The sequence below is a fragment of the Bacillus sp. FJAT-47783 genome, assembly GCF_022808615.1.
GTDB lineage: Bacteria > Bacillota > Bacilli > Bacillales > Aeribacillaceae > Bacillus_BZ.
The window spans coordinates 1-19,148 of the sequence record NZ_JAKZKS010000039.1 but is presented as its reverse complement, the minus strand read 5'-3'; the positions used below and the strand labels follow the sequence as shown (position 1 = coordinate 19,148).

Sequence of the window (19,148 nt, the reverse complement as noted above, 5' to 3'; positions counted from 1 at the left end):
ACTCTCACCTTCGAGAGAATGAGCCTTCCAGGATTCGGGAGCCGTTTTTACCTTAGGTAACGTACTCCAACCTTTAACAACTCACTCAGTGTAATTGGCTTACACTAAGTACGACTGCCCATCGCACACTAAAAAGCTGTCATCAACTTGATGACAGCTTTTTTCTATTGCAAACCTGGATAGTTTTGTTGGCGCATGGCCTCATAGATTAAAATTGCAGCCGTGTTCGATAAGTTTAATGAACGAACATTTTCAGTCATTGGTAAACGTAAGCAACGTTCCATGTTTTGTTCGATCACTTCATCTGGTAAACCGTTCGTTTCACGACCGAACACGAAGAAATAATCTTTATCAACATTTGAGTAATCAAAGCTCGTATGTGGCTTCTGACCGAACTTTGTAATGAAGAAAAATTCACCGTTTTGATTTTTCTCAAATAACTCATCTAAAGAGTCATAATAAACAACATTCACAAATTGCCAGTAATCAAGCCCGGCACGACGTAACATTTTATCGTCTGTCGAAAATCCTAACGGACGAATTAAATGTAAGGTTGTGTTCGTTGCAGCACATGTACGTGCAATATTTCCAGTATTCGCTGGAATTTCTGGTTGATATAAAACTACGTGTAAAGCCAAAATTGTTCACCCCGTCTACCTATTTTGATGTATCGTCTTTTATATGAAAAAACTTATATTTTATGTTGGGCGTATAAGCTGTTGAATCTTCATACGACCAATAACGCATCCGACTATTATACGTTTGTGCATTGACTAACGGCATGTTTTGTTCATCCTTTGCTACGACAAACGTTGTATGGTCAAATCGCCCGTCTCCTTGAAAATCATAGCAAATGACATCACCAGGGACAAGTTTTTCCGGTGAAAAAACTTCTTCCGCTCTTAAACCGGTTTTCGATGTTGATAAATAGATCTTCATGGAATGAGCGACAGACCAGCTGAAGCTCCAGTCTTCCTTTTGCATCCACCATCCAATCGTTTTTGATGGATAACCTCTCATCGGTGCATTCCCGGCATATAAACATTGCGAGACGAAATTCGTACAGTTCACGTCAAAGTTTTTAAACTTCGGATTATGGTCATTCCACCATCGCTCAGCATATTGGACAGCTGCTAATCGGTCATATTGGAAAGAAATTCGCTTATTCGGTACTTGAACATGATGCTGTTCAACATGATCATTCGTTGGTGTTGAAAAATCTTTTTCGATCGCTCGGTCAAATAATAGTTTTCCGCTAGAGGAAAATTGAGTCATCCGCTCTTCTGATAGTTCTTCAATATAGAAAGAATCCCCTTGCTTATACATGAATTGGTATTGACATACGTATTGTACAGGTTCTTTCACATTTACTTGCTTTGGCCATTTAATATTTGCTTTCGCTTTCACAATTTCAGCGTTTCGCTTTTCAGCTAGTCGCTTCTTTTTTTCAAACAACTCAATCTCCTCAATATGTGTAGGGTATCGCATATATTTACTTACTAAATATTGTAACCTTTCATTCACTTGCGAATATAACGGTTCAATATTCACTGTAAAAGATCACCACCATCATGTCGTTGTATTAAATACGTATGATGGTTATTCCTGAAATCATTCTATTAACATACAAATCCCTTTCTTAATTTCAGCTCGAGCCTCTTCATCTACTTCCCGTTCCATTGCTTTTTCTAACTCTTCTAAAACACTCTTCTCCCCGATTTTTCCTAAAGCCCAAGCGGCTGTTCCACGAATGACTGGTCGTGGATCTTTATGCATGAGCGTTATAAGCTCCTCAATAGCTGTTTGATCTTTAAAATGAGCGAGCGCGATAATCGCATTCCGCTGAATCGGTTTCTTTCCTCGCCAAGAACCTGACACTTGACCGAACGTTTCTTTAAATTCACGATTGCTCATTGAAAGCAACGGTTTTAATTTTGGTTTTGCTATTTCAGGGTCTGGCTCCATTTCTGGATGTAGATGAAAGTCCTTTCCTTTATTTTCTGGGCAAACGAGCTGACACGTATCACATCCATAAAGCCTGTTCCCTATTTTTGTCCGGTATTCATCTTGTAAAAACCCTTTTGTTTGCGTTAAAAACGCAATGCATTTGTTTGAATCGAGCTGTCCACCTTGCACAAGCGCACCGGTTGGACAAGCTTCAACACATTTATTACACGTTCCACATTTATCTTCAATCGGAGTATCAGGAGGAAACGGGATGTTCGTAATCATTTCTCCTAAATATACGTAAGAACCGAATTCAGGTGTAATAATCGCACAATTTTTACCGCTCCAACCGATTCCAGCACGCTCCGCCACTGCACGGTCAGATAGCTCTCCTGTATCTACCATTGATTTGAACTCGGCTTCAGGTACTTTTGTGTGAAGAAATTGCTCTAACATATCTAGTTTTTCACGTAGGATATGGTGATAATCTCGGCCCCATGAAGCTCTACAAAAAAGACCTCTTCTTTCTTCTTTCGTATTTTTTGGAGCATTTTTCATTTTCGATGGATAAGCAAGAGCAATCGCAATAATTGATTTTGCCTTCGGTAATAGTAATGTTGGGTTTGTCCTTTTTTCAATATCTTTTTCTTCAAAACCCGATTGATATCCAAGCTCTTGTTGCAGTATCAGTCGATCCTTTAATGTTTCAAACGTATCAGCACTTGCAAACCCGATTTTGTCGATGCCGATTTCTCGACTATACTCAATGACTTCTTGTTTTAACTGACGTACATCCATTGCCAAACCTCCTTTCAAATAGCACTTTATCTTTATATATGGTAGAATGAGTTCAACCAAAATGGGAGGGAAAATAAATGGAAATTCGAATAGATGATTCCATTAAAAATGCTGTTTTGCACTTTAAAATTGGCGTCATCCATTATACAGATATCCGAATCAATGAGTCTCCTCAGATGTTAAAAGGAAGACTGCGTCTTTATCAAGAGAAAATTTTCTTTGACTTAGAAGAAAAAAATGTAACCGATGTTGATGGGATTAAAGAATGGCGCCGTGTGTTTAAAGCTGTAGGAACTGATCCAAACCGTTATCGCCCCTCAAACGAAGCGTTATACCGGAGGATTCAAAAACAACAATATTTACATACTATTCATTCGGCCGTTGATTTAAACAACTTTTTCTCTATTCAATACGAAATTCCCTTTGGCATTTACGACCTTGATCACATTTCTGGAAATGTTCTGCTCAAAATAGGGACTGAACGAGATGAATATGAAGCGATTAATGGGCGAACTGTCATTATGCAAAATAAATTAGTGACAGTAGATGAAAAAGGAGCATTTGGTAGTCCATATGTCGATTCGAAACGAACCGCCGTTCATCATTCGACAAAAAATGCCCTTCACATCGTTTATTTACGACCATCTATGACGATTCAGCATGCAGAAAACATGATCAATACCATTTCGAATATGTTTACACAAATTCACGGAGGAGAAGCGAAATACGAAATCATTTCGTAATGCTCCTCTTTCTTCTAACATTAAGAAAACATAAGGTTTAATGTCATTACTAAAAAACAAAAAACGCAATGCTTCGTTCTCCATAATAAACGAAACACTGCGTTAAATACGTATGTATGGAGCGGGTGATGGGAATCGAACCCACGACATCAGCTTGGAAGGCTGAGGTTTTACCACTAAACTACACCCGCATCGTACCGACAAATATTATTATATCAGAAAACAAACATTTTTCAACAGAAAATTTAAAAAATCGACATTTTTTTATCTTCTACGACAGTAATCTCCTGTCTCTTTTACTGATTCTTATTAGTCACTATCATAAATGATTTATTTCTTTTTTTCAATATGAAAAAAGAGTAAGTTCGCTATCATTAAGCGATAACGAACTTAACTAAACAGTTATCGAACGTATAATCCTTGTCCGACATATAACGAATGGATCGTTTCATCTTGTGGATTTAACAGTTTTAACTCTGTTAAGGTCATCCCATACCGTTGAGCAATTCTCCAAGCCGTATCTCCACTTTTCACTTTATAAACATGCGCTCTTACACGTACTTTTTGTCCTATATTTAAATAGTTTAAATTTCGAATGTTAGGATTCAATACTCGCATTTGCGATAATGTAATCCAATTTTTCCGGGCTATCTTCCAAGCCGTATCCCCACTTTTAACCGTATAGTATTGCCATGAAGGGACATTCGGACTTGGATCAGGACTTGAATATCCTTGTGGAGGCGCTTGTTTTACCTGTGTTTCTGAGTAAATAAACATTTGCACCCAGTACCCGTTGTAATAGCCTACACCGATTTGATTGTATTTCGTGCTTAATATATTGGCTCGATGTCCAGAACTATTCATCCAATCATCCATCACTTCTTGCGGACTGCGCTGCCCTTTTGCGATGTTCTCACCTGCAGCGGTATATTTTATTCCATAGCTTTTCATCATTTGAAAAGGCGAACCGTATGTCGGGGAAGTATGAGAGAAATAATTGTTATTGTACATGTCTTTTGCTTTATCTTCAGCCACCCGTGAAAGCTCCGCTGAAAAGCTTAATGGACTTAGTCCACGTGAAGATCTCTCTTGATTCACAAGCTGTGCCACTTGTTCTTCATATGAAGCGGCCAATGCTTGACCTTGAATGATTGTTGCAAACAAGCATAAAATGATCGTAAACGTTGTAATAATTTTATATTTCATGCTCCCTCTCCTTTCTACATGAAATATTTTGTCCTGTTCCATTTTTTTCACAACGTCATTTACTGGAAAATCAAGAATAGAAAGGAGTTTTTTCAAATGAAGAAGAATTTGTTTTTAGTGATATCTTTACTTTTCCTTACCTCAGCATGTCAAAGCGAAGAAATGGAGGTGAACGAAACGATGGCTAATCAAAACATGGAGGAAAAAATTAAAAAAATCGAGCAATCTTCACCAAAGCCGTCCATGCCACCGTTAGACGACTTTCAAATTAAAAAGCCTGAATACAAAACGATTCAAGCGATGTTAAAGGACATGACACGCGCTCTACAGCCAGACGCTGAAGAACAAATGATGTACAGCTCCCCGTTCATGCTAGAAAAACATATTGCAAGCTCCACTTACATATATAGTGGATACTTTTTAAAGTTCGGAAATGTTGAATCAGAAGAAATGAAAAATGAACTATTGAAATTGCAAAAATACGCAAAATCCGTGCATATGAATCAAGATCAAGAAAAGCACAAAGACCTTTTTAAAAAGTTCGAGGAGTATTTATGGAAACTCAATGAAAAATATAATCCAGAAGGGGAATAACATTTTCATTCCCCTTTAACATGTTTTGATAAGCCATTATGAAATATTTGTCATTAAAAATGTTAATAATGCTACAACTACGATTCCTGGTAGTAAATTAGCGACCTTTATATTCGTCAAGCCTAATAAGTTTAATCCAATCGCCATAATCATAATACCGCCTGTTGCCGTCATATCCGCGATAAATGAATTTAATACTTCTTCCGGTGCTAACTGTTGAATTTTGTTCGCAAATAGCGTAATGGAACCTTGATACAAAACAACGGGGATAAACGAAAATAATACACCAATCCCTAATGATGCCGTTAATAAAATGCTCGTAAACCCATCAATAATGCCTTTTGTAATTAACACACTGTGACTCCCTCTTAAACCGCTATCAAGTGAACCAACAATCGCCATCGCACCAACAACAAAAATAAGCGTAGCAGAAACAAACCCTTTGGCAATATCCACTTCATTTCCTTTTGATAACTTCGACTCAATCCATTTTCCGATGTTATTTAATCCATCTTCCAGTTTACAAAGTTCTCCGATCACTGCACCTAACACAAGACTAATTAAAACAATTAACATTTTCTCCCCTGTTAACGCCATCTGTAACCCGATGACAACGATAAACAAGCCAATACCTTGCATTGTTGTTGTTTTGATTCCTTCAGGCATTTTATATAGATATTTTCCAATAATCGTTCCAAGAATAATACATAAGCCATTGACCATTGTTCCTAGTAGAATCATTCCGCCATCCTTCTTTCATTTTTTATAAACAGAATAACAGAAAATCGTGTCAATTTGTTCACAAATGTTCCTAATAAAATGTTGGAGAAATTCATAAATGAACGTGCTACAAAGCATACTACAACGTAACAAACAATGGGGGTGAATCATGTGGGCGATTGGAACAAACAAGCAAGCCGAAACAACAATATCCAACCAGATCTCAATTTTAAAAGAGATGCGCTAAATGATAAAAAGGTACAGTTTAATGTACAAGAGGAATTTGGAATAGAAGGAATTGGTCAGGATGAAAAAGATGTAAAGCCACATGCTGGAGGGTAACCATTTGTTGTTAAAATCCCCCTCACTCATAGAGTGATGTAAGTGAAAATTTATGTTGATCAAAAAATCCTGTATTTGTATGCGGGATTTTTTCTTTTTCAGCAAGTACAAGATCCCCTACATATGGAATGTAATGATAAAATTGGTTCATCACCGTAACTTGGGGGTGACATAAAATCCATCACTTTGATCCATTCTAAACATCTATTTTACTTTCATAATGGCAAAAAAATTTAAAAATGTAGACAGGTACATATTTTATAGAAATTATCAACCTCGACTTGTGGTGATGAGCCATAAAATTGTTAAGTAAAACAAAAGTAAATCAAATGAGCATAATCGATAATAAAAAAAGCTTTACATCTTACAATTAACGGTCAAGTTGGTATTTTACAAGAAAGAATGGCCGTGTCGAGAAAGTAATATGCTTTGATTGGGATACAAGCGGACAATCAATTAGAAGTATTTTTATTGTCATGAACCCAGATAAGTTAAAGCATATTCCAGGTTCATAGCATTTTTTTTGTCACAAAATGAAATGCTAATTTGTCTAATAAGTAACGGGAGATTGAGATGTCATTTTATAAATTCCTTAATTGGGATTTTTGTAAAAAATTTATAAAATGTCTATGAAAATATCCCAGTTCCAGAGCATACTTATTTCATTTTGTGGAGGGATTATTCAATGGAAACAAGATTTTTAATGGAGGAGGTAAATCCGGAAGGCTATCAGTCAATGGTGAACCTAGAAAAATACGTGACGACAACAAGTATCAGCAATTCGTGGAAGGAGCTAATTAAAATTCGAGCTTCACAAATAAACGGATGTGCGTATTGCATTAATCTTCATACGAAGGATGCCCGAAAACGAGGGGAAACAGAGCAGCATATTTATGCTCTTAATGCTTGGCGTGAGACGCCATTCTTTACACAAGAAGAGCGTGCTGTACTTGCTTTGACGGAGGCGATTACACTCGTAGCGGAGACGAACGTACCTGATGACGTATATGAAGAAGTAAGAAAATATTTTGAAGAAAAACAAATGGCAGAAATCATCATGCAAATAGTCACGATCAATGCATGGAATCGAATTGCCGTTTCTACTCGTTTAATTCCGGGAAAAGAGTGAGGACAACAAATTATATACTAATTTTATCTAAACGGAAGGTGATGAAATGAGAAAATTGATTGCTCAGGAGGTCATTTCCCTTGACGGGTTCTTTGCGGGACCTAATGGGGAAGTTGATTGGCATCAGGTTGATCATGAATATGAAGAGTACGCTAAAGAGTTTCTCGAATCATTGGATATGCTATTGTTCGGGAGAGTGACTTATCAGCTTATGGCAAGCTTTTGGCCAACCGCTACCGGCGACATTGCCACGCAAATGAATAGGCATGCCAAAGTTGTTTTTTCCAAAACGTTAAAGGAAGCTTCCTGGGAAAATACGAGGCTTGTAAACGAAAATGCATTGGGAGAAATCCGGAAGCTCAAAGAACAGCCCGGCAAGGATCTCGCTGTATTGGGAAGTGCGGAATTAGCCTCCTGTTTACTCAATGCGGGATTAATCAACGAATATCATATTACGGTTGTTCCCGTTGTTCTCGGCAGCGGCAAACCATTATTTAAAGACGTTCACGATAGAGTGAAGATGAAACTTAAAAGTGTAAACACACTTGGGTCCGGCCATGTTCAGCTTTTTTACGAAACAGTTAAAAAGTAGTAGTATAAATTAAGCCTTTAAGATCGTGGAATAACCTTTTCCTATATTGTGTAGGGGGGAGTACGCAAAATGAAGAAGAAGCAAGTATTATTCATTCATAGCGCAGGAGTCCAAGGGCCTCATCAAGGTAGTACCAATTTAGCATCGTATTTACAAAAGTCGTTCGGTGATGAATACAATTTGTTGGTTCCTAAAATGCCTAATCCGGAAAACCCTGAGTATACGTTGTGGAAAGCTCAGCTTGCAAAGGAACTCACTACATTAAACAATGACATAATTCTTATCGGGCATTCGTTGGGCAGTTCAGTTTTGTTGAAATATCTTTCTGAAGAAGTTTGCCAACTATCTATTTCTGGGTTGTTTATGATTTCAGCTCCATACTGGGGCAAAGACGAGGATTGGCAGAACAATGATTATACTCTACGATATCATTTTGCTTTAAAGCTCCCTCCGATCTCGGAGGTGTTCTTCTATCACAGTCGTAATGATGAAATCGTGCCTTTTGCACACGTTGGGTACTACGCAGAAAACCTCCCACAAGCAACAGTCCGGGCACTTGATGGCGATGAACATTTTTTCAATGATGGATTACCTGAACTTGTCAGCGATATCAAAAGCTTGTAATTTACATGTTGTATAGTTGAACGCTCTGCAGTAATCGGATGCTTTATTGAACAGACTTAAGAGTGATACGGCAAACAGGTCACAAAGGACTAACATTTAGTGGGGGACTAGTAAATCCCCCACTAAATAAACTACTTTATAAATTTTCATTTTGCTGCATCACTTCCCCTTCCCCGACGACGGCGTTGGCTACTTCTAAATTTTTATGTTTATTAACAGAATCTCCTGGAATACTCTTTTGATTTGGAAACGTATCATCTGTTTGAATCGTTATTTCTTTTTTATCCGCTGCCGGTGTTAAATACTCATCCTCAAGCTTTCTTTTCATGTGCAGTCAACTCCTTTTCGTATAGGTTTTGCGTAGTTACACGAAATGATTCCATCAACTTTTCATATAATTAACGTGATGATAACAGGACATACTAAACACGATCAATTGATGATATGAAAGGTGAGATAATTCATGGCAAAAGAAAAAATGAGCAAAAAGCTTGAACAAGCTGTCGAGTATGCGAATGAAACAAATCCAGGTTCTCGCGCAAGAAGTAAGCCGAATACTTCTAAGAGAGAGCGGAAGAAGTTGTAAAAAACCCATGCAGTGTTGGGCTGCATGGGTTTTTCGCTTTTATATATAATACTCAAAAAAATAGTTGATATAAGTGCATAGATATTTTATGTATGAATACAAATGTGGGAACAATCAAATTAATTTGGCTCTACATGGACATGAACATCATATACTCCATAGTCATTTATCATGACTGTTTCAACATGGGTAGCAATGTCGTGTGCTTCTTTAATATCTAACGTCGAATTAACAAGGATTACAACATCGATTACTTCATTATTTCCATAATTTCTCCCTTTAATTTCTTTTATTCCTTTAACTCCATCTACTTTTTTGATGGCATCATGATAAAGTTGAATTTTATTTTCATCAAATCCGTCAGATAGTTCATGAGAAGCTTGTTTAAAAATATCTATAGCTGTCTTAATTATTAAAAGACCTACAATAAAGGCGGTTATCACATCAAGCCAAGGCATATTTAATTGGGAACCGAATATGCCTACTGCTGTTCCGATACTTACCCAAGCATCTGAAATGTTATCCTTTGCTGCGGCCATAACTGCTTTGTTATTTATTTTAATAGCTAATTTTTTGTTGTAACGATAAACAAAATACATGGCTATTCCAGAAAAAACACCTACGTAAGCAGCCATAATGTCTGGCGACTCTTTTTCACCTTGAAACATCGTAGTAAAAGCATCCGTGATCACTTGTATACCTACTGCTAACATAATAAATGAAGCGACCATTGAAGCAATCGTTTCACTTTTCCAATGACCGTAACCATGATCATGATCAGGAGGTTTTTGCGAAAACTTTAATCCAATAAGAACTGCAATTGAGGCTATAATATCCGTTGTATTGTTCAGACCATCCGCTTTCAAAGCAGCAGAGTCGCTCATATATCCAATAACTAATTTTAAAATAGCAAGACATATATAAGCGATAATACTAATAATTGGTCCCCGTTCGCCTAACTTCAGGTCATTGTACTTTTCTTTTTCCATCCTTCCTACCCTCCCATTCCATACGAGAATATGATATCAACTAAAAGATGGGTGGGTCTAGAGCAACCTTTTTGTATCGTTTTATATAAGTAGGTAAAAGATAATAAAGTTGCACTAGGGGAAAATTTCTAATAGTACTTAGTCGTGACTTGTTTGCTAAAAACCTATAATATCAATACAGGTTTTGATCAAACTTTTAACAGACAAAATTTAATAAAAGTTGCCACTCTTTTCCAGTTAATCAACAAGCATCAGTATTGATAGTAGATGTAAAAAACTTGAAATCCCCATTAGCTTGCCATGCCAAAAATTAATCCTGAACCAAAAGGGATAAGCCAAATAACCCATACAATAATGCTTAATTTATGAAAATTATTTATCGTTTTACTGTCTTTTTTCATTAATACGACCGTTGCCCAAATGGCATGGAATAACATCAATAAAATGGCTAGTAAGCCTGTCATTCCATGAAAACTAAATAAAGTCCCTTCAGCTATTTCTCCCATTATTGTTGTTCCGATCGTATCACATAGTAAGCCAGCCCAAAAGATCACAACGTGCCACTTCTTTAATACCCCTTGAACTTTCTCGCTCCAAACTCCTATCGTATAAAAAATAAGTGCCAATGTAATAAAGATAATGGCATATGATAACATAAAAATTCCTCCCTTACATTTTTCATGAGAATTTAACTTTTTTCTATGTTTTTAGTTTAAAGATACATTATGAACTGAACATGAACGTAAAATTACATTCTCCACCTTGTCTCCCCGTCTATTTTCGTTATTTATACCATCCAAACTTAAGGCTTCCTTTTAGCAAATACATAATATAATCGATTATTTAGACTACATGTTGACTATTCTTTTAATACTTGCAACAATTAGACCAGATTAAATTAGAATATAGGGAGCACAATGGAAATGAAAGAAAACAAACAACTAGCTTTAAAACTGTCAACCGTGCAATTAATTGTTTTATTTTATTTATCAGCAGTTGTTATCTCTACGCTGCTATTATCCTTACCTATTGCTCATAAAGACCACGAAAATTGGAGTTTTATTGATGCACTTTTTACAGCTGTAAGTGCCATTAGTGTGACTGGGTTATCAGTCGTATCAACAGCCGATACGTTTAGTACAACTGGAGTATTTATATTAATGTTTATTCTTCAGTTTGGCGGTATCGGTATTATGACCCTCGGTACATTCGTTTGGTTGCTATTCGGTAAAAGAATCGGATTAAAAGAACGACAACTTATTATGACAGACCAAAATCGTGCTTCATTCTCCGGATTAGTGAGATTAATTCGGCAAATTTTAGCGTTAATTCTGATTATTGAAGGTATCGGAGCAATTGTGTTAGGTATTTATTTTCTGCAATACTTTTCGACATGGCCAGAAGCGTTCCTTCATGGAGTGTTTGCATCTGTAAGTGCAACGACGAATGCTGGTTTTGATATTACCGGTTCTTCTCTTGTACCTTTTGCTCACGATTATTTTGTTCAATTCGTCAATATGATTCTTATGATACTCGGAGCTATTGGCTTTCCAGTATTAATTGAAATAAAAGAAGCAATGGCGCATAAAGGAAAACGTCCTTACCAATTTTCACTCTATACGAAACTAACAACTGTCACCTTTTTTGCTCTCGTCGTTATTGGAGCAATACTTATTTATCTTTTTGAATTCAATCACTTTTTTCAAGGAAAGACTTGGCATGAATCTTTGTTTTATTCGCTGTTTCAGTCCATTACAACAAGAAATGGCGGACTTGCAACAATGGACGTGAGTGAATTTTCCAGACCTACATTAATTATCCTGTGTGTCCTTATGTTTATTGGCGCATCACCAAGCAGTGTTGGCGGTGGCATCCGAACCACAACATTTGCGATTGCCTTATTAAGCATTTATACATATGCAAAAGGAAAAAACAAAATTAAAGTGTTCAAGCGGGAAATTGATCCTGATGACATCACTAAATCATTTGTTGTCTTTGGAACAGCTAGTTTTATCTGCATCAGTGCCATAATAGTTTTGTCGCTTATTGAACCATCGTTTAGTCTTCTTGAAATTACATTTGAAGCCTCTTCTGCATTTGGAACAACTGGGCTATCAATGGGAATCACACCTGCATTAAGTACAGGAGGAAAGCTCATTATTATTTTTCTCATGTTTGTAGGAAGAATAGGCGTATTTTCATTTCTATTTTTAATTCGCGGGAAAGAAACACAGGAAAGCTATCATTATCCGAGGGAAAAGGTGATTATCGGGTGATTTAAAGCTTGAAAAAATTTATAAAGGAAAGTGTTTGGGATAGGTGATTTTTTTCTTACAAGTAGAACATCATGAACTCCTTGTCTGATTGCCCATTGGATAACCGGCCTCATCAAGGGTCTGTGCGAACTACTTAGTCACCTTACTACAACCCCATTTAGGAATAACGCTACTCGCAATAAACTCTGACTTAGGCTGATTCTTAGGAAAATAAAGAATAAGAGCTATTATATGAATTCCTATGGTATTTTTTGTGTGAAACAAGATTCTCACCACCAATATTATTATTTTATTTTTGTACAAAACTTTGTCCATTTTTCCTGTTTGACAATTTCATATATCAAAAATATAATGTAACTAACATTGTTACAAGTGTACAACACTACAAAAATAAAGGGGCAATGAACATGATTTATAATATTACTGCTGCTACAGGGCATTTAGGTAAACAGATTTCAGAAGAAGCTTTGAAGTATCTAAAACGAGAAGAACTCGTTCTTTCTGTTCGAAATCCAAAGAAAGCTGGGAACTTTCTTTCAAAAGGGGTGGCAGTTAAAAAGGCTGACTATAATTCAGAACAGGAATTAATCGAAGCATTTACAGGTACAGATGTCCTCATTTACATACCTAGTATTACCATTCCAAATTTGCCAAGATTAGAAGAGTTTGAAAATGCTGTAAATGCTGCTGAAAAGGCAAAAGTTAAGCATTTTATTTTTGTTGGATTCGTTGCAGATCAAGAAGATAGTCCTTTTAAAATGAGCCCTTTCTTTGGATATGTACCAAGAAGACTCGCATCTAGCGATTTGAACTACACCTATATTCGAAATAGCATGTATGCTGATCCACTTGTACCTTATATACCAGAATTAGTTGAGAGAAAAAGATTACTTTACCCTGCTGGTAACGGCAAAATTTCTTTCATTTCAAGAGAGGATATTGCAAAAGCTGTCGTTCAGATTGCTATAAAAGAAGAGTTACAGGGTAAACGATACACACTAACAGGAAATAAAGCCTACTCTATGGAAGAGCTCGCAAATATATTAAGCAGTATAAGTGAGGAATCCATTGTATATGATCCGATGAGTGTTAAGGAATTTGCAGAAACTTATGACCAACCTAAAGGATTTGGAAGTGTATTAGTTTCCTTATATGTAGCTGCTTCTAAGCACCTTATGGGAGATGTAACCGATGATTTCAAATATATAACAGGAAATAAACCAGAAGACTTAGAACATTATTTGAAAAGGAAATATAAGGAGTAATGCTTTTATGATTTCGTTTAAGAACGTCAGTAAATATTACAAAGATGGGACAACTGCAGTCGATTCTATAGACTTTACTGTTAATAAAGGAGAATTTTTTGTTCTCATTGGCCCTAGTGGTAGTGGTAAAACAACCACATTAAAAATGATAAATCGTTTAATCCCTTTATCAGGTGGGACCATCTTTATTAATGACAAAAAAATTAGCGAATATAACATACACGAACTTCGCTGGAATATTGGTTATGTCCTCCAGCAAATTGCTCTATTTCCGCATATGTCCATTGAAGAAAATATTGGAATAGTTCCTGAATTAAAGCATTGGAGTAAAGAGAAAATTAAAAAGCGGGTGACAGAGCTATTAGAAATGGTTGGTCTAGATCCAAACATATATCTAAATCGAAAACCTAATGAACTTTCTGGTGGAGAGCAACAAAGAGTTGGGGTCATTCGTGCCTTAGCAGCTGATCCAGAAATCATTTTAATGGATGAACCATTTAGTGCGCTAGATCCTATCAGCCGTGAAAAATTACAAGACGACATGATTAATCTTCAAAGAACCATCAAGAAAACGATTGTGTTTGTTACTCATGACATGAATGAAGCAATAAAGTTAGCTGATCGAATTTGTGTAATGAACAATGGAAAGATCATTCAGTTGGGGACTCCTGATGAGATTATTAACAATCCAGCTAATAACTTTATTAAGGATTTTATAGGATCATCAAGTAAAATATCCTTAAACTTTAATCTGGAGGATTTTACCTATCCTTCCCTTGAAAATACACAGCAGCATGCTGTAAGTCTTTCTGTTTCTTCTTCACTAGAGGAGACACTTAAGAAATTATCGAAACACGACCATATTAGTGTCGAAAAGGAAGGAAAGGCGATTGGTTATGTAAATCGTCAAATGGTTATTGACTATTTTTCCAAACACTTAGTGGAAGGAGGAATAGAGAATGACAAATATAATAATAGAATTTCAAAACAGGCAGAGTGAAATTATTCAAGCTCTTCTTGAGCATATTCAAATTTCTTTTATTGCACTTTTATTTGCTGTAATCATCGCAATTCCACTAGGTATCTTTTTAACGAAAAGAGAAAAATTTGCTGAGAGTATTATCGGGGTTGCCGCCGTCTTACAGACCATACCTTCCTTAGCTTTATTGGGCCTCTTCATTCCCCTATTTGGAATTGGAAAAGTCCCTGCAATCATAGCATTAGTAATTTATGCACTACTTCCAATTCTTCGTAACACGTATACCGGGATTAAGGAAGTTGATCCATCTTTAATAGAGGCTTCAATGGCAATGGGAATGAATCAAGTAAAAAGATTGCAAAAAGTCGAGTTGCCATTAGCAATGCCTGTTATCATGGCAGGTATACGTACTGCTATGGTCTTAATCATTGGAACTGCAACACTTGCTGCATTGATTGGTGCAGGAGGTTTGGGTGACATAATATTATTAGGTATTGATAGAAACAATACCGCTTTAATTGTTCTTGGAGCTATCCCGGCTGCATTCTTAGCAATTGTTTTTGATTTACTGCTTAGAAAAATGGAAAATTTAACCTACAAAAAATCTCTAATTGCGATTGGTTTGATCCTAGTTCTAACATTTAGCATATCCGTGCTTCCTAATATGATAAAAGACGAAGAAAAAACCCTTGTGATCGCGGGTAAATTGGGGACAGAACCTGAAATACTCATTAATATGTACAAAATTCTAATCGAAAATGAAACAGGATTACACGTCGAATTAAAACCAAATCTCGGTAAAACATCCTTCCTATTTAATGCATTAGAAACAGGAAGTATTGATATTTATCCAGAGTTTACGGGAACTGTTATTTCACAATTCCTAAAGGAGACTGCTGTTAGTAATAACAAACAAGAAGTATATGAACAAGCACGAGATGGAATATTAGAAAAATCTAATTTAGTGTTATTAAAACCTATGCAGTATAACAATACATATGCATTAGCCGTTCCAGAAAACTTCGCAGAAAAACATAATCTAGAAACCATTTCTGAATTGCACACAGTAAAAAAGCAAATCAAAGCAGGTTTTACATTAGAGTTCACTGATCGAGAAGATGGATATCTAGGAATTCAAAAACTATATGATATGGCGTTTCCTAACCTAAAAACAATAGAACCAAAACTACGATACACAGCTATTGAACAAGGTGACATCAATTTAATTGACGCATATTCAACAGATAGTGAACTGAAAAGATACAATCTAAAAGTGTTAAAAGATGATAAAGAGCTGTTCCCTCCATACCAAGGAGCACCACTCATTAGGAAAAACACATTAGAAAAATATCCAGAACTTGAAGAGATTTTAAATCAACTAGCTGGGAAAATAACAGATGACCAAATGCGTGAAATGAACTATCAAGTCGCTGTAGAAGGAAAAAGTGCCGCAGAGATAGCACAAAATTATCTTGAAGAAGAAGGAATTGTAAAGTAAATTTAAAATACTTATTTTAAAAGGGTAGTACATGATTTTTCAAATCGACTACTCAGGCTGTCGAGATTCCTCTCGACAGCCTTTTAGCTTTTTCTGAACATTCCTTTTAATCATTTACCCCACATAGCATTATAATCAAGCATTGGTTCATTATAGTTTGTCATCAAACTAATGTCAAACGATTAGATTTTCTTTACAATGTTCAAATATTTTCGCAGCTATTTGGACAGTCCTTTATAAAAAAGATTGATCGCATTCTGAACGGTATCTACATGTGATTTAATTTCTTTTTTCATTATGGCTAACTCATTTTTATCTAAAGTATTTTTATGTTTAGCCAAATAGAGCACCTCCTTTTACAGTGAACACGATTAGAACCTTTTTTGTCGTACTATAATAGCATAATAAAATAAACACACAAAAAAACGCCTCTACAATCACCTGTAGAAGCGTTAGAAACGTTGATATTACTTAATTCTTCTGTATTTAATAATACTAAAATAAGCAAAACTGAAATACCGGTGGCCGGGGTCGAACCGGCACGGGATAAACCCACACGATTTTGAGTCGTGCGCGTCTGCCAATTCCGCCACACCGGCAAAAGGTTAAATATAAAAAAAAAGACATGGTGCCGAGGGCCGGACTCGAACCGGCACGGTAGTCACCTACCGCAGGATTTTAAGTCCTGTGTGTCTGCCAATTCCACCACCCCGGCAGTTGTCTATGTATGGAGGCGGCAACCGGATTCGAACCGGTGATAAAGGTTTTGCAGACCTCTGCCTTACCACTTGGCTATGCCGCCTAATTACTGGAGCGGAAGACGGGATTCGAACCCGCGACCCCCACCTTGGCAAGGTGGTGTTCTACCACTGAACTACTTCCGCACTATAATGGAATTTTATATTGATAATTTATATTATTCAAGAGCTACGTTTATGTTAACAAAAATGGCTGGGCTAGCTGGATTCGAACCAGCGCATCACGGAGTCAAAGTCCGTTGCCTTACCGCTTGGCTATAGCCCATTGAAATAAAATTCTATAACATATAAATCATCCGATATAAAAAATTTCAAACGCTTACTTTAAAATGGTTTAAGCATCTAAAGATAATCCTCATAGCAAATGGGGCGACTGATGGGAATCGAACCCACGAATGCCAGAGCCACAATCTGGTGCGTTAACCACTTCGCCACAGCCGCCATCATCGTTGGCAGGGGTAGTAGGAATCGAACCCACACCGGAGGTTTTGGAGACCTCTGTTCTACCGTTAAACTATACCCCTAAAGTAGTGGTGGAGGGGGACGGATTCGAACCGCCGAACCCTGAGGGAGCGGATTTACAGTCCGCCGCGTTTAGCCACTTCGCTACCCCTCCATATATTATTAAAAATGCCGGCGAGAGGACTTGAACCCCCAACCTACTGATTACAAGTCAGTTGCTCTACCAATTGAGCTACACCGGCTAAATGGTGGCTCGGGACGGAATCGAACCGCCGACACAAGGATTTTCAGTCCTTTGCTCTACCGACTGAGCTACCGAGCCATATATAAATTTCACACTATATAATAATTTCATCTAAAAAACCTTCGCCCCAATCTCAGGAAGCTTATTCAAGCAGCGGTTCGATTGGTGCGCTGTAGTATCTCTTCGAAGCTTACTCGAACGTGCTCTACCGACTGAGCTACCGAGCCATATATAAATTTCACACATTATTTAAGATGGCGGTCCCGACGGGAATCGAACCCGCGATCTCCTGCGTGACAGGCAGGCATGTTAACCGCTACACCACGGGACCTTTTTTGAACTAAAGTGTATTATATTCCTCTATGGAAGAATAAATTTGGTTGCGGGGGCAGGATTTGAACCTGCGACCTTCGGGTTATGAGCCCGACGAGCTACCAGACTGCTCCACCCCGCGATGATAATTAAACAATTTAGTTTTTGCTATGCCCTAAGTTAGGCATTGACCGTCCCACTTTCAGGAAGCTTATTCAAGTAGCAGCTCAAGTGGTACGCTGATGTTTCTCAGTGAAGCTTATTCGTTCGTGCTCCACCCCGCGTCGATAATACTTTTTATATGGTGGAGGATGACGGGATCGAACCGCCGACCCCTTGCTTGTAAGGCAAGTGCTCTCCCAGCTGAGCTAATCCTCCATATGGTGACCCGTACGGGATTCGAACCCGTGTTACCGCCGTGAAAGGGCGGTGTCTTAACCACTTGACCAACGGGCCAAAACACTTTTTCTGGCGGAGAGCAAGGGATTCGAACCCTTGAGACGGCGTTGACCGTCTACACGATTTCCAATCGTGCTCCTTCGACCTCTCGGACAGCTCTCCAAGATGGCTCCGCAGGCAGGATTCGAACCTGCGACCGTTCGGTTAACAGCCGAATGCTCTACCACTGAGCTACTGCGGAATGATATAGCCTGGCAACGTCCTACTCTCGCAGGGAGTACTCCCAACTACCATCGGCGCTGAAGAGCTTAACTTCCGTGTTCGGTATGGGAACGGGTGTGACCTCTTCGCTATCGCCACCAGACATTTGAATTAGCAGTGACAAAATCTATTATAACGATTTTCACTATTTTTTCAAGAGAAAATTTAAACTTTTTTCAAGTTTCATTCTCTCAAAACTAGATAACGTGCTTCACTGAAATCTATTCATATATTTAGGTTAAGTCCTCGATCGATTAGTATCCGTCAGCTCCATGTGTCACCACACTTCCACCTCGGACCTATCAACCTGATCATCTTTCAGGGATCTTACTCACATAACGTGATGGGAAATCTCATCTTGAGGGGGGCTTCATGCTTAGATGCTTTCAGCACTTATCCCTTCCGCACATAGCTACCCAGCGAT

At 37.5% G+C, this 19,148-nt stretch carries 19 protein-coding genes, 17 tRNA genes, 2 rRNA genes and 1 pseudogene; 11 read left to right on the top strand and 28 right to left on the bottom strand.

The annotated features are described in order from the left end of the window. Positions 1 to 164: 164 nt before the first annotated feature. The 3 genes from trmL to queG form a co-directional block, all read right to left on the bottom strand. Positions 165 to 638: a tRNA (uridine(34)/cytosine(34)/5-carboxymethylaminomethyluridine(34)-2'-O)-methyltransferase TrmL gene (gene trmL / locus MLD65_RS17245; protein ID WP_243293073.1), complete on the bottom strand. Its 474-nt coding sequence runs from the start codon at positions 636 to 638 to the stop codon at positions 165 to 167. Between the two features lie 19 nt (positions 639 to 657). Further along, complete coding sequence (locus tag MLD65_RS17240) at positions 658 to 1,488, bottom strand: amidase domain-containing protein (protein WP_279326135.1); 831 nt, start codon at positions 1,486 to 1,488, stop codon at positions 658 to 660. A 123-nt stretch (positions 1,489 to 1,611) separates the two neighbouring features. Beyond that, complete coding sequence (gene queG, locus MLD65_RS17235) at positions 1,612 to 2,745, bottom strand: tRNA epoxyqueuosine(34) reductase QueG (RefSeq protein ID WP_243293072.1); 1,134 nt, start codon at positions 2,743 to 2,745, stop codon at positions 1,612 to 1,614. Between the two features lie 77 nt (positions 2,746 to 2,822). On the opposite strand from queG, the gene MLD65_RS17230 reads away from it, so the two are divergent. Next, positions 2,823 to 3,488 carry a B3/B4 domain-containing protein gene (locus tag MLD65_RS17230; RefSeq protein WP_243293071.1) on the top strand — a complete coding sequence of 222 codons (666 nt, stop codon included), beginning with the start codon at positions 2,823 to 2,825 and terminating at the stop codon, positions 3,486 to 3,488. A 117-nt stretch (positions 3,489 to 3,605) separates the two neighbouring features. Here MLD65_RS17230 and MLD65_RS17225 read toward each other — a convergent pair. Continuing rightward, positions 3,606 to 3,679, bottom strand: a tRNA-Gly gene (locus MLD65_RS17225). Positions 3,680 to 4,256: 577 nt separating this feature from the next. Next, positions 4,257 to 4,601, bottom strand: a pseudogene (locus MLD65_RS17215) (CAP domain-containing protein); the annotation flags it as partial. Positions 4,602 to 4,790: 189 nt separating this feature from the next. Here MLD65_RS17215 and MLD65_RS17210 point away from each other — a divergent pair. Beyond that, complete coding sequence (locus MLD65_RS17210) at positions 4,791 to 5,288, top strand: hypothetical protein (protein ID WP_243293070.1); 498 nt, start codon at positions 4,791 to 4,793, stop codon at positions 5,286 to 5,288. Positions 5,289 to 5,324: 36 nt separating this feature from the next. Here the strand turns inward: MLD65_RS17210 and MLD65_RS17205 are convergent, their stop codons facing one another. After that, positions 5,325 to 6,029, bottom strand: coding sequence for a DUF554 domain-containing protein (locus MLD65_RS17205; RefSeq protein WP_243293069.1), 705 nt, complete (start codon positions 6,027 to 6,029; stop codon positions 5,325 to 5,327). Between the two features lie 150 nt (positions 6,030 to 6,179). Between MLD65_RS17205 and MLD65_RS17200 the strand changes: the two genes are divergently transcribed. The 4 genes from MLD65_RS17200 to MLD65_RS17185 all read left to right on the top strand — a co-directional run bounded on the left by MLD65_RS17200 (position 6,180) and on the right by MLD65_RS17185 (position 8,695). Beyond that, entirely contained in the window at positions 6,180 to 6,350 is a 171-nt protein-coding gene (locus MLD65_RS17200) for a hypothetical protein (RefSeq protein ID WP_243293068.1), read from the top strand. Between the two features lie 685 nt (positions 6,351 to 7,035). Next, a complete protein-coding gene (locus tag MLD65_RS17195) occupies positions 7,036 to 7,479 on the top strand; it encodes a carboxymuconolactone decarboxylase family protein (RefSeq protein WP_243293067.1) in 444 nt (147 codons plus the stop codon). A 46-nt stretch (positions 7,480 to 7,525) separates the two neighbouring features. Continuing rightward, positions 7,526 to 8,071, top strand: a complete 546-nt coding sequence (locus MLD65_RS17190) for a dihydrofolate reductase family protein (RefSeq protein WP_243293066.1) — start codon at positions 7,526 to 7,528, stop codon at positions 8,069 to 8,071. 69 nt (positions 8,072 to 8,140) lie between these two features. Beyond that, a complete protein-coding gene (locus MLD65_RS17185; protein ID WP_243293065.1) occupies positions 8,141 to 8,695 on the top strand; it encodes an alpha/beta hydrolase in 555 nt (184 codons plus the stop codon). A 136-nt stretch (positions 8,696 to 8,831) separates the two neighbouring features. Here the strand turns inward: MLD65_RS17185 and MLD65_RS17180 are convergent, their stop codons facing one another. Continuing rightward, positions 8,832 to 9,023, bottom strand: a complete 192-nt coding sequence (locus MLD65_RS17180) for a hypothetical protein (RefSeq protein WP_243293064.1) — start codon at positions 9,021 to 9,023, stop codon at positions 8,832 to 8,834. A 135-nt stretch (positions 9,024 to 9,158) separates the two neighbouring features. Between MLD65_RS17180 and MLD65_RS18205 the strand changes: the two genes are divergently transcribed. Then, positions 9,159 to 9,281 (top strand): hypothetical protein, encoded by a 123-nt coding sequence (locus tag MLD65_RS18205; protein ID WP_279326134.1) that lies wholly within the window; start codon positions 9,159 to 9,161, stop codon positions 9,279 to 9,281. A gap of 119 nt (positions 9,282 to 9,400) precedes the next feature. On the opposite strand, the gene MLD65_RS17175 is transcribed toward MLD65_RS18205, so the two are convergent. Next, positions 9,401 to 10,270, bottom strand: a complete 870-nt coding sequence (locus tag MLD65_RS17175) for a cation diffusion facilitator family transporter (RefSeq protein WP_243293063.1) — start codon at positions 10,268 to 10,270, stop codon at positions 9,401 to 9,403. 290 nt (positions 10,271 to 10,560) lie between these two features. Continuing rightward, complete coding sequence (locus MLD65_RS17170) at positions 10,561 to 10,926, bottom strand: HsmA family protein (protein ID WP_243293062.1); 366 nt, start codon at positions 10,924 to 10,926, stop codon at positions 10,561 to 10,563. A gap of 261 nt (positions 10,927 to 11,187) precedes the next feature. On the opposite strand from MLD65_RS17170, the gene MLD65_RS17165 reads away from it, so the two are divergent. The 4 genes from MLD65_RS17165 to opuFB all read left to right on the top strand — a co-directional run bounded on the left by MLD65_RS17165 (position 11,188) and on the right by opuFB (position 16,288). Then, on the top strand, positions 11,188 to 12,546 hold the full coding sequence (locus MLD65_RS17165; RefSeq protein ID WP_243293061.1) for a TrkH family potassium uptake protein: 1,359 nt from the start codon (positions 11,188 to 11,190) through the stop codon (positions 12,544 to 12,546). A gap of 407 nt (positions 12,547 to 12,953) precedes the next feature. Further along, positions 12,954 to 13,811 (top strand): SDR family oxidoreductase, encoded by an 858-nt coding sequence (locus MLD65_RS17160; RefSeq protein WP_243293060.1) that lies wholly within the window; start codon positions 12,954 to 12,956, stop codon positions 13,809 to 13,811. Positions 13,812 to 13,818: 7 nt separating this feature from the next. Further along, positions 13,819 to 14,811 carry an ABC transporter ATP-binding protein gene (locus MLD65_RS17155; RefSeq protein ID WP_243293059.1) on the top strand — a complete coding sequence of 331 codons (993 nt, stop codon included), beginning with the start codon at positions 13,819 to 13,821 and terminating at the stop codon, positions 14,809 to 14,811. Next, on the top strand, positions 14,771 to 16,288 hold the full coding sequence (opuFB, locus tag MLD65_RS17150; RefSeq protein ID WP_243293058.1) for an osmoprotectant update ABC transporter permease/substrate-binding subunit OpuFB: 1,518 nt from the start codon (positions 14,771 to 14,773) through the stop codon (positions 16,286 to 16,288). The genes MLD65_RS17155 and opuFB overlap by 41 nt, the downstream gene beginning before the upstream one ends. A gap of 218 nt (positions 16,289 to 16,506) precedes the next feature. Here the strand turns inward: opuFB and MLD65_RS18200 are convergent, their stop codons facing one another. From MLD65_RS18200 to MLD65_RS17060, 19 genes are all read right to left on the bottom strand, one after another. Continuing rightward, entirely contained in the window at positions 16,507 to 16,629 is a 123-nt protein-coding gene (locus MLD65_RS18200) for a hypothetical protein (protein WP_279326132.1), read from the bottom strand. A gap of 175 nt (positions 16,630 to 16,804) precedes the next feature. Next, positions 16,805 to 16,887, bottom strand: a tRNA-Leu gene (locus MLD65_RS17145). Positions 16,888 to 16,914: 27 nt separating this feature from the next. Continuing rightward, positions 16,915 to 17,003 (bottom strand) — tRNA-Leu (locus MLD65_RS17140). 13 nt (positions 17,004 to 17,016) lie between these two features. Next, positions 17,017 to 17,090, bottom strand: a tRNA-Cys gene (locus MLD65_RS17135). Between the two features lie 7 nt (positions 17,091 to 17,097). Further along, positions 17,098 to 17,172: transfer RNA gene (locus MLD65_RS17130), tRNA-Gly, on the bottom strand. Positions 17,173 to 17,236: 64 nt separating this feature from the next. Then, positions 17,237 to 17,311 (bottom strand) — tRNA-Gln (locus MLD65_RS17125). Positions 17,312 to 17,411: 100 nt separating this feature from the next. Further along, positions 17,412 to 17,487 (bottom strand) — tRNA-His (locus MLD65_RS17120). A 9-nt stretch (positions 17,488 to 17,496) separates the two neighbouring features. Next, positions 17,497 to 17,570: transfer RNA gene (locus MLD65_RS17115), tRNA-Trp, on the bottom strand. 7 nt (positions 17,571 to 17,577) lie between these two features. Continuing rightward, positions 17,578 to 17,662, bottom strand: a tRNA-Tyr gene (locus MLD65_RS17110). A gap of 15 nt (positions 17,663 to 17,677) precedes the next feature. Then, positions 17,678 to 17,750 (bottom strand) — tRNA-Thr (locus tag MLD65_RS17105). A gap of 4 nt (positions 17,751 to 17,754) precedes the next feature. Beyond that, positions 17,755 to 17,830, bottom strand: a tRNA-Phe gene (locus MLD65_RS17100). A gap of 177 nt (positions 17,831 to 18,007) precedes the next feature. Beyond that, positions 18,008 to 18,083 (bottom strand) — tRNA-Asp (locus MLD65_RS17095). Positions 18,084 to 18,129: 46 nt separating this feature from the next. Further along, a tRNA-Met gene (locus MLD65_RS17090) sits at positions 18,130 to 18,206 on the bottom strand. Positions 18,207 to 18,366: 160 nt separating this feature from the next. Further along, positions 18,367 to 18,442: transfer RNA gene (locus MLD65_RS17085), tRNA-Val, on the bottom strand. 3 nt (positions 18,443 to 18,445) lie between these two features. Then, a tRNA-Glu gene (locus MLD65_RS17080) sits at positions 18,446 to 18,520 on the bottom strand. Between the two features lie 13 nt (positions 18,521 to 18,533). Continuing rightward, positions 18,534 to 18,625: transfer RNA gene (locus tag MLD65_RS17075), tRNA-Ser, on the bottom strand. Positions 18,626 to 18,629: 4 nt separating this feature from the next. After that, positions 18,630 to 18,704 (bottom strand) — tRNA-Asn (locus MLD65_RS17070). Positions 18,705 to 18,712: 8 nt separating this feature from the next. Further along, a 5S ribosomal RNA gene (gene rrf / locus MLD65_RS17065) occupies positions 18,713 to 18,827 on the bottom strand. A 131-nt stretch (positions 18,828 to 18,958) separates the two neighbouring features. Next, positions 18,959 to 19,148, bottom strand: a 23S ribosomal RNA gene (locus MLD65_RS17060); the annotation flags it as partial.

Coding starts and splice junctions, on each gene's coding strand:
- MLD65_RS17155 (WP_243293059.1), top strand. CDS start 13,819: ATGATTTCGTTTAAGAACGTCAGTAAATATTACAAAGATGGGACAACT.
- MLD65_RS17205 (WP_243293069.1), bottom strand. CDS start 6,029: ATGATTCTACTAGGAACAATGGTCAATGGCTTATGTATTATTCTTGGA.
- MLD65_RS17180 (WP_243293064.1), bottom strand. CDS start 9,023: ATGAAAAGAAAGCTTGAGGATGAGTATTTAACACCGGCAGCGGATAAA.
- MLD65_RS17175 (WP_243293063.1), bottom strand. CDS start 10,270: ATGGAAAAAGAAAAGTACAATGACCTGAAGTTAGGCGAACGGGGACCA.
- MLD65_RS17165 (WP_243293061.1), top strand. CDS start 11,188: ATGGAAATGAAAGAAAACAAACAACTAGCTTTAAAACTGTCAACCGTG.
- MLD65_RS17240 (WP_279326135.1), bottom strand. CDS start 1,488: ATGCGATACCCTACACATATTGAGGAGATTGAGTTGTTTGAAAAAAAG.
- opuFB (WP_243293058.1), top strand. CDS start 14,771: ATGACAAATATAATAATAGAATTTCAAAACAGGCAGAGTGAAATTATT.
- MLD65_RS17190 (WP_243293066.1), top strand. CDS start 7,526: ATGAGAAAATTGATTGCTCAGGAGGTCATTTCCCTTGACGGGTTCTTT.
- MLD65_RS17210 (WP_243293070.1), top strand. CDS start 4,791: ATGAAGAAGAATTTGTTTTTAGTGATATCTTTACTTTTCCTTACCTCA.
- MLD65_RS17160 (WP_243293060.1), top strand. CDS start 12,954: ATGATTTATAATATTACTGCTGCTACAGGGCATTTAGGTAAACAGATT.
- MLD65_RS17185 (WP_243293065.1), top strand. CDS start 8,141: ATGAAGAAGAAGCAAGTATTATTCATTCATAGCGCAGGAGTCCAAGGG.
- queG (WP_243293072.1), bottom strand. CDS start 2,745: ATGGATGTACGTCAGTTAAAACAAGAAGTCATTGAGTATAGTCGAGAA.
- MLD65_RS18205 (WP_279326134.1), top strand. CDS start 9,159: ATGGCAAAAGAAAAAATGAGCAAAAAGCTTGAACAAGCTGTCGAGTAT.
- MLD65_RS17195 (WP_243293067.1), top strand. CDS start 7,036: ATGGAAACAAGATTTTTAATGGAGGAGGTAAATCCGGAAGGCTATCAG.
- MLD65_RS17170 (WP_243293062.1), bottom strand. CDS start 10,926: ATGTTATCATATGCCATTATCTTTATTACATTGGCACTTATTTTTTAT.
- MLD65_RS17230 (WP_243293071.1), top strand. CDS start 2,823: ATGGAAATTCGAATAGATGATTCCATTAAAAATGCTGTTTTGCACTTT.